The organism is Nonomuraea sp. NPDC050478 (assembly GCF_044458265.1).
In the GTDB taxonomy this organism is placed as follows: domain Bacteria; phylum Actinomycetota; class Actinomycetes; order Streptosporangiales; family Streptosporangiaceae; genus Nonomuraea; species Nonomuraea ferruginea.
On record NZ_JBITHT010000007.1, the window covers coordinates 514,561 to 529,165 of the forward strand.

General features: G+C 70.9%; 12 protein-coding genes. 3 read left to right on the forward strand and 9 right to left on the reverse strand.

The window, feature by feature from the left end; genetic code table 11:
- Positions 1-9: 9 nt before the first annotated feature.
- Positions 10-612, forward strand: coding sequence for a YitT family protein (locus ACIBF7_RS35220; protein WP_219547725.1), 603 nt, complete (start codon positions 10-12; stop codon positions 610-612).
- A 15-nt stretch (positions 613-627) separates the two neighbouring features.
- The gene (locus ACIBF7_RS35225) at positions 628-2,397 is read left to right on the forward strand and encodes a glycoside hydrolase family 15 protein (RefSeq protein ID WP_397199070.1); all 1,770 of its coding nucleotides are present in this window, start codon (positions 628-630) and stop codon (positions 2,395-2,397) included.
- Between the two features lie 3 nt (positions 2,398-2,400).
- Here ACIBF7_RS35225 and ACIBF7_RS35230 read toward each other — a convergent pair whose 3' ends face one another.
- Positions 2,401-3,258, reverse strand: coding sequence for a hypothetical protein (locus ACIBF7_RS35230; protein WP_397199072.1), 858 nt, complete (start codon positions 3,256-3,258; stop codon positions 2,401-2,403).
- 40 nt (positions 3,259-3,298) lie between these two features.
- Positions 3,299-4,192, reverse strand: coding sequence for an LD-carboxypeptidase (locus tag ACIBF7_RS35235; protein WP_148034529.1), 894 nt, complete (start codon positions 4,190-4,192; stop codon positions 3,299-3,301).
- 51 nt (positions 4,193-4,243) lie between these two features.
- Between ACIBF7_RS35235 and ACIBF7_RS35240 the strand changes: the two genes are divergently transcribed.
- A complete protein-coding gene (locus ACIBF7_RS35240) occupies positions 4,244-5,125 on the forward strand; it encodes a sulfotransferase (protein WP_271275625.1) in 882 nt (293 codons plus the stop codon).
- Here ACIBF7_RS35240 and ACIBF7_RS35245 read toward each other — a convergent pair.
- From ACIBF7_RS35245 to ACIBF7_RS35275, 7 genes are all read right to left on the reverse strand, one after another.
- Positions 5,097-6,983, reverse strand: coding sequence for an ABC transporter ATP-binding protein (locus tag ACIBF7_RS35245; protein ID WP_148031318.1), 1,887 nt, complete (start codon positions 6,981-6,983; stop codon positions 5,097-5,099). The two genes, ACIBF7_RS35240 and ACIBF7_RS35245, sit on opposite strands and share 29 nt — an antisense overlap.
- A gap of 90 nt (positions 6,984-7,073) precedes the next feature.
- On the reverse strand, positions 7,074-7,907 hold the full coding sequence (locus ACIBF7_RS35250; RefSeq protein ID WP_397199073.1) for an enoyl-CoA hydratase/isomerase family protein: 834 nt from the start codon (positions 7,905-7,907) through the stop codon (positions 7,074-7,076).
- A gap of 119 nt (positions 7,908-8,026) precedes the next feature.
- The gene (locus ACIBF7_RS35255; RefSeq protein WP_020547488.1) at positions 8,027-8,242 is read right to left on the reverse strand and encodes a helix-turn-helix domain-containing protein; all 216 of its coding nucleotides are present in this window, start codon (positions 8,240-8,242) and stop codon (positions 8,027-8,029) included.
- A 113-nt stretch (positions 8,243-8,355) separates the two neighbouring features.
- Positions 8,356-9,954, reverse strand: coding sequence for an ABC-F family ATP-binding cassette domain-containing protein (locus ACIBF7_RS35260; protein WP_219547720.1), 1,599 nt, complete (start codon positions 9,952-9,954; stop codon positions 8,356-8,358).
- 122 nt (positions 9,955-10,076) lie between these two features.
- Entirely contained in the window at positions 10,077-12,695 is a 2,619-nt protein-coding gene (locus ACIBF7_RS35265; RefSeq protein WP_397199074.1) for a Tat pathway signal sequence domain protein, read from the reverse strand.
- 5 nt (positions 12,696-12,700) lie between these two features.
- On the reverse strand, positions 12,701-13,600 hold the full coding sequence (locus tag ACIBF7_RS35270; protein WP_397199075.1) for a carbohydrate ABC transporter permease: 900 nt from the start codon (positions 13,598-13,600) through the stop codon (positions 12,701-12,703).
- Between the two features lie 13 nt (positions 13,601-13,613).
- Positions 13,614-14,591, reverse strand: a complete 978-nt coding sequence (locus ACIBF7_RS35275) for an ABC transporter permease (protein ID WP_397199076.1) — start codon at positions 14,589-14,591, stop codon at positions 13,614-13,616.
- Between the last annotated feature and the right edge of the window lie 14 nt (positions 14,592-14,605).

Genomic DNA, 14,605 nt, shown 5'->3' on the forward strand with positions numbered 1-14,605 from the left:
GAGGTCATCATGAGCGAAGCGACCATCCCGCATGCCGGTTCCCTGCCCGGACGCCTGCTCCGCCTTTACGGCGGCCTGGCGCTCTACGGGGGCGGCATCGGGCTCCAGATCGAATCCGGCCTCGGCAACGGCCCCTGGGACGTCTTCCACCAGGGGACCGCGCTGTGGACCGGCCTCTCCATCGGAACCATGATCATCATAGTGGGCGCGGTGGTCATGCTGTTCTGGATACCGCTGCGGCAGCGGCCCGGCTTCGGCACGATCAGCAACGTGATCTTCATCGGCCTGTTCGCCGACGCCGCGCTCCACCTGCTGCCCTCCCCCGGGCACCCGGTCGTCGGCTGGCTCTACGTCGCGCTCGGCGTGACGTCCGTCGCGCTGGCCACGGTCCTGTACATCAGCGCCAGGATGGGCGCGGGCCCGCGTGACGGCATCATGACCGGCCTGACCAAGCTCGGCCTCTCGGTGCGGCTGAGCCGGTTCCTCATCGAGATCACCGTGCTGGCCGCCGGATGGCTGCTCGGCGGCACGGCGGGGCTCGGCACCCTGGCCTTCGCGCTCGCCATCGGACCGCTCACCCAGCTCTTCACCCGCTGGTTCCCGCTCGATTGAGGTTAGTGTCGGGGCATGCGGATCGAGGACTACGCGCTCATCGGTGACATGCAGTCGGCGGCTCTGGTCGGCAGGGACGGCTCCATCGACTGGCTCTGCCTGCCCAGGTTCGACTCCCCAGCCTGCTTCGCCGCCCTGCTGGGCAACGACCGCAACGGACACTGGTGGCTCGGCCCGACCGGCAGGCGGCCGGCCGACCGGCGCCGCTACCGGCCTGACACGCTGATCCTGGAGAGCGAGTGGGACACCCCCACCGGCACCGTCCGGGTGATCGACTTCATGCCGCCGCGCGACGTCAACCCCGACGTGGTCCGCATCGTGGAGGGGGTGTCGGGCACCGTCGAGATGTCCACCCAGCTGCGGGTCCGCTTCGACTACGGCCGGATCGTGCCGTGGATGCGCCGCAACGGCGGCCACCTGCAGGCCGTCGGCGGCCCCGACTCGGCCTGGCTCCACTCCCCGATCCCGCTGCGCGGCGGCGACTACGCGCACACCGCGACCTTCGAGGTGAAGGCGGGCGACCGGCTGCCGTTCGTGTTCACCTGGCACCCGTCACACGAGCCGATGCCGCCCCAGATCGAGTGCGAGGACCAGCTCGTGCAGACCGAGGTCATGTGGCGCGACTGGGTGGGCGCCTGCTCCTACCAGGGGCCGGACAGGTGGCGCGACGCCGTGATCCGCTCCCTGATCACGCTCAAGGCGCTCACCTACGCCCCCACGGGCGGCATCGTGGCCGCGCCCACCACCTCCCTGCCCGAGGACATCGGTGGCGTGCGCAACTGGGACTACCGCTACTGCTGGCTGCGCGACGCCACCATGACGCTGGACGCGCTCATCGGCTCCGGCTACCTGGAGGAGGCCGCCGCGTGGCGGGCGTGGCTGCTGCGCGCCATCGCGGGCCGGCCGCAGGACCTGCAGATCATGTACGGGGTCGCGGGCGAGCGCCGGCTGCCGGAGCTGGAGCTCGGCTGGCTCGACGGCTACGAGCGCTCCCGGCCGGTCAGGATCGGCAACCAGGCGGTCGACCAGCTCCAGCTCGACGTGTACGGCGAGGTGATGAGCTCGCTGTACCTCGCCCGTACCTCCGGTCTGGGGCCGGACCAGCGGGCCTGGTCGATCCAGCGGAAGCTGCTCGACTACGTCGAGGAACACTGGGACGAGCCGGACGAGGGCCTGTGGGAGGTGCGCGGCCCGCGCCGCCACTTCGTGCACTCGAAGGTGATGTGCTGGGTGGCCCTCGACCGGGCGGTCAAGTACGTCGAGCGGTTCGACCGCACCGGCCCGGCCGACCGCTGGCGCGCGGCGCGCGACAAGATGCACGCCGAGATCTGCGACAAGGGCTACGACCCGCACCGCAACACCTTCACCCAGTCCTACGGCTCCCACGAGCTGGACGCGGCGCTGCTGCTCATCCCCATGCTCGGGTTCCTGCCGATCGACGACCCCCGGGTGACGGGCACGGTCGCGGCCATCGAGAAGGAGCTGATGGCCGACGGTTTCGTGCTGCGTTACCCGGTGGCCGAGGACAACGACGTCGACGGGCTGCCCGGCGGCGAGGGCGCGTTCCTGGCGTGCAGCTTCTGGCTGGTCGAGGTCATGGCCATGCAGGGGCGCAAGGAGGAGGCGGCCGAGCTGTTCGACCGGCTGCTGGCGCTGCGCAACGACGTCGGGTTGCTGGCCGAGGAGTACGACCCGCGCTACGACAGGCTGGTGGGCAACTTCCCGCAGGCGTTCTCGCACGTCCCGCTGATCCACGCGGCGCGGGCGCTGTCGAAGCTCATGTGAGCCCTAGACGGCCAGCCTGGCGAGCACTTCGGCGAACTCCGGCGGCGGGGCCACGACCAGCCTCGTCTGGCCCTGCCGCAGCTCGATGTCGGCCCTGATGAGCGCGAGCCGGCCGTCGTGCCACCAGTAGACCTGCGAGCTGAGCCCGCCGGTACGGGCGGCGTGCACGCGCAGCCGCTCGATCGCGCGCACCACGCCGATCCCGTCAACCGGGTGGACGAGCAGGGTGTACGGGTCGGGCAGGACGACCAGCGCCCCGTCGGCGGGCACCGGGAGATACTCCTCCAGCCAGCGCAGGTGGGTCGCGGCGGCCGGGGTGGCCGCGGTGAGCCGGGTGACCGGGGTGCCGGACAGCTCGACGGACTCGGTCGTCAGCCGCACGCCGAGCCGCACGTTGGACACGGCCAGCTCCAGCGCCCGCGCGGCCGGCACCGGCCAGCAGCCGGCCTCCTCGGGCCGTACCGGGCGGTCGCCGACGGCGAGCAGTTCGACCAGGTCGCCGTTGAGGTGGCGGCCCACCACCCGGGCGGGGTCGGCCACCTCGCCGGCCGGCTCCACGCGGGTGGTCAGCAGCGGCCGGACCTGTTCCAGGTCGCAGTAGTCGAGCGGGCCGCCCGCCACGGCGTGCGCCAGGTGCTCGGAGACGAGCGTCGGCCAGTCCTCGCGGGCCCGGCGGACCGCCTCCCTGCGCAACCCGGTCAGCCTGACCCGGATCTCCCGGGGGCCGCGCATGGTCAGGGAGGCGCCGTCGGCCGCGAACACGCAGGTGTAGCCGAGGGACTCGGTGACGAGGGCGAGCAGCGAGTCGAGGTCGACGTCCTCCACCGATCGTCGCGAGGGCTCCTGTGGGAAGGATGGCACGCGCCGTGTCCCTTTCTGTCGGTTTTGTCCCCTTCTTGTCCTACCTTGCCTGGTCCTCGTTCCAGTAGGGGCCGGTCAGGGAGCACGATTCGGTATCAATAGCCCCAAGAGCCCCAAGCCACACACTCATCTGGGGCGATCCATGCCCTACGGGAAGCCCCGCGACGACCGGCACCCCGAGCGGCTCCAGGCGGTCACGGAGCACCGGGTAGGGATCGCCGCAGTCGACCCAGGACCCGAGCGCGATCCCCCGCACGCCCGCGAACGCGCCGGCCTGCAGGAGCTGGGTGAGCATGCGGTCGACGCGGTAGGGCTCCTCGCCGATGTCTTCGAGGAACGCGATCCGGCCGTCGAACGACGGCTGGTGGCGCGTGCCGCACAGCGAGGCCAGCAGCGACAGGTTACCGCCGGTCAGCACCCCTTCGGCCCGGCCGGGCACCAGCACCCGATCGCCCGTGACCGGCGCGGCGGCGCCGGACAGGGCCGCGAGCATCGCGTCCCAGGTGACCGGCTCGGGGCCCTGCTCGCCGCCGATCAGCACGTTGCCGGGCATCGGGCCGTGCAGCGTGGGCACGCCCAGCTCCACGGCGAACGCCTGGTGCAGCGCGGTGATGTCGCTGGAGCCGATGAGCACCTTCGGCCCGGCGGCCCGCATCGCGTCCCAGTCGATCAGGCCGAGCAGCCGGGCCGCGCCGTAGCCGCCCCTGGCGCAGAACACCGCGGACACCGCCGGATCGCACCACGCCGCCTGCAGGTCGGCCGCCCGGGCCGCGTCCTCACCGGCCAGGTAGGGCAGATCCTGGCGGTCGAGCGCGTGCGGGCCGACGATGACCTTCATGCCGAGCCCCTCCAGGCGCTCGACCCCCCGCTTCAGCACGGCGGCGTCCGCCGGGCCCGACGGGGACACGACGGCGACGGTGGCGTCATGGTGCAAGAATCCGGTTGTCTCTATCACCCGGAAAACGGTGTCACACTTACCTCTCGTATGCGACTTCCGCCCCACATCCTCGTGGTCAACGGCATCAAGGTCCGCAGGCCGGTGTTCCTGGTCGGCGCCCCGCACTCGGGCACGGACCTGCTGGCCCGCGCCCTCAAACGGGCGCCCGGGTTCCACCTGACGACGGGCCGCGCGTGCGTGGCGCACGTGGTGTACGCCTTCGCCCGCCGGCCGTCGATCGGCCGCACCTCCGGCGCGGTGCGGGTGCTGCGCGACGCACTGGCCGAGTCGTGGCAGGTGCTGAACGGCTCGTGCGGGCTGTGCTCCGACGCCTGCCGGGAGGCGGGCGGCGTGACCAGCACCGGCCCGTGCGTGGCGACCGGCGAGGTCACCAGGTTCGGCGACGCCAGCCCCGACCTGCTCTACGCCGTGCCCGTGCTGCGGCGCGCCTTCCCCGACGCGCGGTTCGTGCAGCTCATCCGCGACGGCCGGGACGTCACCGCCGACATGCTCGACGACCCGGCCTGCCTGGCCTGGTTCAAGCCCGTGATGCTGCCGGAGGACACCGAGTTCCCCAACGAGTTCCTCGGTGTCAACCGCGACGAGCACCGCGACCGCTGGAAGACCATGCCGGTGGCCGGCAAGAGCGCGCTGCGCTGGCGCAGCGCGGTGCGGCTGAACGCGACCCTCCGCCAGGAGCTGCCGGAGGACCAGCTCATCACGGTCCGCTACGAGGACCTGGCGCTCAGACCCGCGCAGGAGGCGGCCAGGCTGTCGGAGTTCCTGGACACGCGGGTGCCGAAGGTCGCCCTGTACGGGCCCGCGCCCCGGGTGGGCGGCTGGCGCGCCCGCCTGCGGGCGGAGGACGCCGAGCTGGTGGAGAAGGTGGCCCGCCAGGAGCTCACCCGGCTGGGCTACCTGACGAGCTGAACTGGGTGCGGTAGAGCTCGGCGTACAGCCCGCCGCGGGCCAGCAGCTCCTCGTGGCGGCCGCGCTCGGCGACGCGGCCGGCGTTCACGACCAGGATCTCGTCGGCCTCCCTGATCGTGGAGAGCCGGTGCGCGATCACCAGCGAGGTGCGGCCCGTCAGCGCGGTCTTGAGCGCCTGCTGCACGGCCGCCTCCGACTCCGAGTCCAGGTGGGCGGTCGCCTCGTCGAGCACGACCACGCGCGGCGCCTTGAGCAGCAGCCGGGCCAGCGCCAGGCGCTGCTTCTCGCCGCCGGACAGCCGGTAACCGCGCTCGCCGACCACGGTCTCCAGCTGGTCGGGCAGCGCCTCGACCAGCTCGCCGATCTGCGCGGCCCGCAGCGCCGCCCACATCTCCTCCTCGCTCGCGCCGGGGCGGGCGTAGAGCAGGTTGGCCCCGATCGTGTCGTGGAACAGGTGGGGGTCCTGCATGACCACGCCCACGGTGTCGCGCAGCGAGGCGAGCGTGGCGTCGCGCACGTCCAGGCCGTTGATCCGGACGGCTCCGCCGGTGACGTCGTAGAGCCGGGAGACGAGCGAGGTGATCGTGGTCTTGCCGGCGCCGGAGTGGCCGACCAGGGCGATGAGCCTGCCGGGCTCGGCGGTGAAGGTCACGCCGTCGAGCACCTGCGCCGACGGGCCGGTGTCCTGCTTGGCGACCGACTCCAGGGACGCCAGCGACACCTCATCCGCCGACGGGTAGCGGAAGCTCACGTCGTCGAACTCGATCGTGACCGGGCCGTCCGGCACCGGACGGGCGCCGGGCCGCTCGGCCACCATCGGCTTCAGGTCGAGGATCTCGAAGACCCGGTCGAAGCTCACCAGGGCCGTCATCACGTCGACGTGCACGTTCGACAGCGACGTGAGCGGCCCGTACAGGCGCATGAGCAGCGCGGCCAGGGCGACGAGCGTGCCCAGCTCGAACACGTCGCCCACGGCCAGCACGCCGCCGATCCCGTACACCAGCGCCGTCGCCAGGGCGGCGACCAGGCCGAGCGCGACCCGGAAGACGGCGGCGTACATGCCGACCCGCACCCCGATGTCGCGCACCCGGGCGGCGCGCTCACCGAAGACGGCGGCGTCGTCCTCGGGCCGGCCGTAGAGCTTGGCCACCATCGCGCCGGCCACGTTGAACCGTTCGGTGGTGACGCTGCTCATCTCGGCGTCGAGCTGCATCTGCTCGCGGGTCAGCGCCGACATGCGGCGGCCGACCCACTTGGCGGGCACGATGAAGATCGGCAGCAGCACCAGGGCGACCAGCGTCACCTGCCACGACAGCACGAGCATGGCGGCGAGCACCAGGACGAGGCTGACGATGTTGGACACCACGGACGACAGCGTGCTGGTCAGCGCCCGCTGGGCGCCGATCACGTCGGTGTTGAGCCGTGACACCAGCGCCCCGGTCTGGGCCCGGGTGAAGAACGCCACCGGCATCCGCTGCACGTGGTCGAAGACCTCGGTGCGCAGGTCGTAGATCAGGCCCTCGCCGATGCGGGCGGAGAACCACCGTTGCGCCAGGGTCAGCCCGGCGTCGACGACCGCCAGCGTGGCGATCGCCACCGCCAGGCCGATCACCACTCCGGTCCGCTTCGGCAGGATGCCGTCGTCGATGATGGCCTTCATGAGCAGCGGGTTGGCCACGACGACGACCGCGCCCGCCACCACCAGCAGCAGGAACGCCGCGATCTGCCGCCGGTAGGGGCGGGCATAGCCGGCGATCCGCCGCACCGTGCCGGGCGCGAGCCGCTGCTTGGTCACCGAGCCGTCCCGCCGCAGCGACGCCCACACTTGGGGGCCGAAACCCCCTCCCATCATCGCCATCCAGGGGAAATCCTCTCACTCCCCCAGCTAAGCGTCGCGGGGCCGTCCGTCGATTCCCTTATCAGCTTCTGGCGAAACCGCCCCGCCCCGTCAAGACTGGGCGTTGAAGAGGGCCCTGAGGCGTTCGGCCTGCTCGGCGCCCTCCGCGGCTCTCTGCTCCTCCAGGGTGCGCGCGGACGCGCCCTGAAGGAGCCGCTTGGTCGCGGCCGCCGCGTCCCGGTTGGCCGACAGCAGTTGCGCGGCCTTGTCGGCCACGGCCTTGTCGAGGTCGCCCCCCGCGACCACGTGTTCGGCCAGGCCGATGCGGAAGGCTTCGTCGGCTTCCACGATCCTGGCCGTCAGGCAGATGTCGATCGCCTTGGCCAGGCCCACCAGCTCCACCAGGGGCTTGGTGCCGGTCAGATCGGGCACCAGCCCGAGCGCGGGCTCTTTCATGCAGAACTTGACATCGTCGGCCACGATCCGCAGGTCGCAGGAGAGCGCGAGCTGGAAGCCCGCACCGATCGCGTGACCCTGCACGGCCGCGATGGAGACGATCTCGGGGCGGCGCAGCCACAGGAAACCCTGCTGAGCCTGGTCGACCAGTCGCTTGAGCGAGCTGTCGTCCTGCCTGCCGGCCGAGCCGAACGAGCCCTGCCCCGGCACCCCTTCTTTCGTGAACATCCGCAGGTCGATGCCTGCCGAGAAGGACGGTCCCTCACCTTTCACCACGACCACGCGCACCTGCTCCGGCAGGCCGGCGCCGATGCGTGCAAGAGCCGACCAGGTCGCGGACGTCTGCGCGTTCCGCTTGTCCGGCCGGTTCAGAGTGACCGTGGCTATCTCACCGTCCACCTCGTAGCGTAGGCCGATCTCCGCCAGCTCCTCGGCGGAAACCTCCTCCGCGTACCCCCCGCGCTGCTGTGGCGCCTTCGCGTCGCCCATCACCGCTGCCCTCCTCGCTGTACCGTCGCGCCCGAGCTTACAGAATGAGATTCTGGCCCGGGCGCGACGGCAGGCTGACTAGGGACGAGCGGCTGCGGTCGCGCGTTCCGAGGCGGCCGTCAGCGCTTGGACTTGCCCCGGGTCGCCCCTCCGCGTCCGCGCAGAGTCACCCCGGACTCGCTGAGGATGCGGTGGATGAACCCGTAGGACCGGCCGGTCGAAGCCGCCAGGGCGCGGATGCTCTCGCCCGCGGCATAGCGCTTCTTCAGATCGCCGGCCAGTTTCTCGCGATCGGCCCCCGTCACCCGGGTGCCCTTCTTCAGTGTCTCGGCCACGAGTACCTCCTGTAGTGCCGGACTTCCGCAGCGTTACTCCGCCATGATCAGTCATTTCAGCGGGATCGGCTACCTACTCCACGGGAAAAGATCCGTACCCACCCAAATTAAGATCAGGCAAGTGCCACAAGATCGGAAAATTCCTCGCTCCACGCGTCTTCAGTTCCGTCTGGCAGCAAGATCACCCTATCCGGTGACAGGGCGTCAACGGCACCCTCGTCATGGGTCACCAGCACGATCGCTCCTGAATACGACCTCAGAGCGTTGAGAACCTGCTCACGACTGACCGGATCGAGGTTGTTCGTCGGCTCGTCGAGCAGCAGGACATTCGCGCTCGACAGCACCAGCGTGGCCAGCGCCAGGCGGGTCTTCTCGCCTCCGGACAGGACTCCGGCGGGCTTGTCGGCGTCGTCCCCGGTGAACAGGAACGAGCCGAGGACCTTGCGCAGCTCGGTGTCAGTGAACGTTCCGCCTGCCGAACGCATGTTCTCCAGGACGGTTCTGTCACTGTCGAGCGTCTCGTGCTCCTGGGCGTAATAGCCGATCTTCAGCCCGTGGCCCGGCCGGATCTCCCCGGTGTCGGGCCGCTCCACCCCGCCCAGCAGGCGCAGCAGCGTGGTCTTGCCGGCGCCGTTGAGCCCGAGGATGACCACCCGGTGACCTCGGTCGATGGCCACGTCGACGTCGGTGAAGACCTCCAGGGACCCGTAGGACTTGGACAGGCCCTCCGCCATCAGCGGGGTGCGGCCGCACGGCTGGGGATCGGGGAAGCGCAGCCGGGCGACCTTGTCGCTCACGCGCTCCTCCTCGGTGGAGGCCAGCAGGCGGTGCGCGCGGCGCATCATGTCCTGCGCGGCCTTCGCCTTGGTGGCCTTGGCGCGCATCTTGTCGGCCTGCGAGAGGAGCGCGCCGGCCTGCTTCTCGGCGTTGGCGCGCTCGCGCTTGCGGCGCTTCTCGTCGGTCTCGCGCTGGGCGAGGTAGGCCTTCCAGCCGACGTTGTAGTGATCGACGACGCACCGGTTGGCGTCGAGGTGGAGCACCTTGTTGACCGTGGCTTCAAGAAGCTGGACGTCGTGGCTGATGATCACCAAGCCGCCCTGATGAGAGCGCAAAAAATCACGAAGCCACCCGATTGAGTCCGCATCTAGGTGGTTTGTCGGCTCGTCGAGAAGGAGAGTTTCCGCCCCGCTGAAAAGAATTCTCGCCAATTCCACCCGCCTGCGCTGGCCGCCAGAAAGCGTTTTCAGCGGCTGCCCGAGCACCCGGTCGGCCAGGCCGAGGCTGGAGGCGATGGAGGCCGCCTCCGACTCCGCGGCGTAGCCGCCGAGCACGTGCATCTGGTCCTCCAGGCGGCCGTACTGCCTGACGGCCTTCTCGCGGGTGCGCTCGTCGGCGGAGGACATGCCGGCCTCGGCCTCGCGCAGCTTGCGCAGCACCTCGTCCAGGCCCCTGGCCGACAGGACGCGGTCGCGGGCGAGCACCTCCAGGTCGCCCGTGCGGGGGTCCTGCGGCAGGTAGCCGACGCTGCCGGTGCGGGTGACGGTGCCGGCGGCGGGCAGCGCCTCGCCTGCCACCACCTTGGTCAGGGTCGTCTTGCCGGCGCCGTTGCGCCCGACGAGCCCGATCTTGTCGCCGGGGTTGACCCGGAAGGAGGCGTTCTCGATGAGGAGGCGCGAGCCCGCACGCAGTTCGATGTCAGTGGCAATGATCATGATTGACGAAGCACTCCCGTGCTAGGAAACGAGGGATGAGGGCGTGCGACGCCGGTCAATCGGGAGTGTGCATACGGATCAGTGTAGGGCCCGTGCCTGGAGCTCCGCCTTCTCTCGAAGCGTCACACAGCGGGGAACGCCGGGGGGCCGTCGTTCGATTCCGGCAGGTGCCGGGCGATCAGGGCCAGGTTCTGGATCGCGGCGAGGCCGTACTGGGCGGCGTCGTTGGTGCTGACGAACGGCGCGTCCCAGAGGGGGGCGGGCACGTGCGGCCCCTCGACCCGGGTCAGCCGCCAGTCGGGTTCCCGCTGCAACGGGTTGCTGTTGAGCTGGTCGCCCTCGTCGTGGAAGAACCTGCGCCAGGCCAGCGCGGCCAGGTCCGCGTCGTCGAGACGGGCGGCGGCATAGGCGGCCAGGCGGCTGTGCGCCTGGATCAGCGAGATCCCGGTCAGCGGGCGGCCGGTCTCGGCGGCCTGCGCCTCGGGCGTGGCGAGGTAGAGGCGGCAGTAGTCGAGCCACGCCCGCTCGAATCCGGGCACGTCCAGTCCGAGCGAGAGCAGTTCGGAGCACACCTCGGGCAGACCGAAGACCGCCGACAGGTGCGAGACCGCGACGGTGTCGCGCGAGGTGTCGAACCGGCCGGTGGCCAGGTCGAGGCGGGCCTCGCCGGTGAGGAACCCGTGGGGCAGCGCGCCGATGCCGGCCATGGTGCGCAGCAGCTTGTCCCTGGCCCGCTCGTCGCCGTAGCGCTCCCAGCGGGTCAGCCAGGCGGCGGCGAGCGCGCCCCAGTCGGCGCCGAGCCCGACCGACAGCGCCGACGGGTCCGGCGTGTAGTCGTCCTCGCGGACCTTGCGCAGCGGGTCGAGCGCCGCGTACGCCTCCTCGGCGCCGGCCACCTCGTCGAGCAGGTCACCGGTGCGCTCGTCGGCGGTCAGGTAGTAGAGGAAACGGCGGTAGGCGGCGCTGGAGATCCGCAACTGCTTGCAGCTGCACCCCCAGTGCTGCACGTTGTGCCGGCTGCCCAGGCCCTTCCACCGGCCCAGATGGTAGACGTCGACCTCGCCGGTGTGGCGGGTCATGGCCTCGGCGAAGCGGAACACGTCGGCCCGCCCGGTGCGCAGGAACTGGTACCACAGCCACAGGTCGGGCGACAGCTCGGAGTTGTCCCAGGCGTAGCCGCCGACATCGTAGCGCCAGGTGTGCCGGTCGGCGTCGTAGGTGTGCATGACGTCGCCGTAGTCCCAGAACCCGTACCAGCGGCGCTGCTCGCGCTCGCGCGCGTACAGGTCGAACAGGAAGTCCAGGCGGTCCTCGATCGCGGCGCGGGCGGGGGTGGCGCGGTCGGGCGGCGCCCAGTCGCCGAACACGCCCGCCGCCCTGATCCGCTCGGGGCTGGCGACCAGCAGCGGCGGCTCGTTCATCGCGGCCGCGTGCGCGGCCAGGTCCGGGTGCGTGGGCGTGGCCCCGTACACGCGCAGGGTCAGCTCGTGGGTGCGGGCGATGCCGTACGGGTCGCCGAAGCCGGGTTCGTGGTCCTCGTACGTGATCTCCAGGCCTTCGAGCTGCTCGGCGAAGGTGTCCTGGCCCAGGCCGTCGTGCCAGAACCGCAGGTCCATGGCGGGCGCGGACGGCGACCAGAGCCAGACCGTGGCGGTGGCCAGGCCGGTGGCGGCGTCGCGGACGTCGAGCCTGGCCGGGTGGAGGCGCCAGAAGTCGCGCAGGCCGAAGCCGAGGCCGCCGCTCGTGCCGCCGGCGTAGCCGTACCCGGCCGAGCGGGTCCCGGACGGGATCGTCACCCACGCGTGGCCTTCGGCGGTGCGCTTGCGCAGCAGGTAGCCGTCGGCGGAGTTCTGGTCGAGCGTGTAGTCGTTCCAGGCGGGGACGAGGTGGAGACGGCCGGCCACCTCGGGGTTGCCGACGGGCCCGCACGGGCGGCCCTCGACCTGGGCGCGCCGCACCCGCTCGCCGGGGTCGCGGCGCAGGCCGGTCAGGCCGCGCACGGCCTCGGTGAGGAAGCCGTCGCGGCCGGCCAGCCGGATGTGCCGGTCGTGGAGCTCGTCCCGCATCGCGACGCCGGCCCGCAGCCCCAGCCCGGCGAGGAAGTCGCGGCCGGGGTCGCCGTCCCAGACGAACGTGTGCGCGATCCGCACGTCCTCGGCGCCCGCGTAGAAGTAGAGGCGGACGGTGAAGGGCAGCCAGTCGCCGTGCCGGCCCTCCGCCCTGATCACCGCGCGCACCGGCCCGTCCTGTTCCACGGTGACCCGCTCGATCCGTCCCGTGGCGCTCTCCCGTCGGACCGCGCCCCCGTCGTCGGGCGTGGGCCCGTCCTGGCGCAGGCTGACGAGGCGGACGTCGCGGAGGATCTCCCTGCCGTCCCGCCCGGCGGAGCGGACCAGCGTGTCCCCCGACGGCTCGATCGTCCAGGCGACGGTCCCGGTGCTCACTCTGATCAGGCCGCCCTCGCGGGTGACGGTGACGGGCACGCGCGGCGCCGCGGGCTCCCTTCCCGGTACGAGGACGTACGCGTCCTCCCCGGCGGCCGCCGCGGCGTGGGCGGACCACTTGACCGAGCCGTCCGGCCAGGTGGCGGTCACCCAGCTCTGCACCGGCACCTCTCCCCCGCCGGGGCCGGTCAGGGCGAAGGGGGCGCCGGGGGCGACGGCGCCGCGCGGCCACGGCACGCCCCAGGTCACCCCCTGTCCGCCGCCTGGACGGTCCAGCCAGCGCAGCGAGGTCTCCACTCCGGTCACTCCTTCACCGACCCGATCAGCACGCCCTTGGCGAAGTGCTTCTGCAGGAACGGGTAGAAGAACAGGATCGGCAGCGTGGCGATCACCACGACCGCGAACATCAGGCCCCTCGCGGGGAAGAACACCGTGTCCAGCGCGCTGATGGCGTTGGCCGCGTCGGGGCTGGTGAGCTGCCGGACCAGCACCTGCAGGGTCCATTTGTCGTTGTCGTTGATGTAGAGCAGCGGCGACATGTAGTCGTTCCAGATGCCCACCGCGTAGAACAGCGAGAACGTGGCGATGATCGGCTTGGACAGCGGCATGACGATCTTGAAGAAGACGCCGAGCTCGTTGCAGCCGTCGATCCGCGCCGCCTCCTCCAGGGCCTGCGGCAGCTCCTGGAAGAACGACTTCACGATGATCAGGTAGAAGGGGTTGATCGCCAGCGGCAGGATCAGCGCCCAGTAGCTGTCCAGCATCCCCAGGTCGCGCACCACCAGGTAGGTCGGCACGATCCCGCCGCCGAAGACCAGCGTGAAGACGACCAGGTTGAGCACCAGGGTGCGGCCCGGCAGGTAACGCTTCGACAGCGGGTAGGCCATGGTGAAGGTCAGCGCGACCTGCAGCACCGTCCCCACGGCGGTCACCGCGATGGTGGTGAGCAGCGCCCGCAGCATGGTGTCGTTGGCGAAGATGTACTCGTACGTGCTCGTGACGAACTTCTCCGGCCACAGGAAGAACGGCCGGGTGGAGATCTCCGCCTCGGTCGCGAACGACCCGGCGAGCACGTAGAACAACGGGAGCACGGTGACCAGCGCCACCGCGCCGAGCACGACGACGTTCAGCATGTCGAACACGCGGCTGCCGAGCGAGCTGTAGTGCTTGATCGGCGTGTTGGCAGGTTTCTTGTCGGACACGGCCGCGCGCTCCTCAGAAAAGTCCGCGCTGGCCCATGCGCTTGGCCAGCCAGTTGGCGCCGAAGATCAGGATGACGCCGGCGATGCCCTTGAACAGGCCGACCGCCGTGGCGTAGCTGTAGCCGCCCCCGGCGATGCCGACGTAGTAGACGAAGGTGTCGAACACCTCCGCCGTCGAGCGGTTCAGCGAGTTGGTGAGCAGCCAGATCTGCTCGAAGCTCTGGTCGAGGAGGTTGCCGGAGGTCAGGATCGCCATGACCACGATCGTGGGCCGGATCGCCGGCAGCGTGACGTGCCAGAACTGCCGGAAGCGGCCGGCGCCGTCCATCCGCGCCGCCTCGTACAGCTGGGTGTCCACGCTGGCCAGCGCGGCCAGGTAGATGATCGTCCCCCAGCCTGACGTCTTCCACAGCAGCTGCAGGATGACCAGCGGCCTGAACCACTCCGGCTGGGCCATGTAGTCGACCTTGGGGCCGCCGCCGGTCAGGCTGTGGATCCAGCCCGCGATCACGCCGAAGTCCACCGCGAACAGCAGGTACGTCAGCGAGAAGACGATCGTCCACGACAGGAAGTGCGGGATGTAGATGAGCGACTGCACGTACCGCTTGTAGACGCTTACCCGCAGCTCGTTCAGCAGCAACGCCAGGATGATCGGCGCCGGGAAGACGAAGATCGCGGTCAGCAGGGCGAGGAACAGGGTGTTGAAGAGCAGGCGCGCGAAGTCCGGCCCGGTGAACAGCGCCTCGAAGTGCTTGAGGCCGACCCAGGGGCTGCCGGAGTAGCCGAGGAACGGCACGAAGTCCTGGAAGGCGATGGTCAGGCCGTACAACGGCAGGTATCTGAAGATCGCGAAGTAGGCCAGGCCGGGGATGAGCATCACGTACAGCCAGCGGTAGCGCGTCAGCGCCGCGCGGACCGACACCCTGCCGGATCCGTCCCGGTCGTTCTTGGGGGCCGCCTCGGTGACGGGCGACGCCAGATCGGTGGCCACGGCGGCCTCCTTTC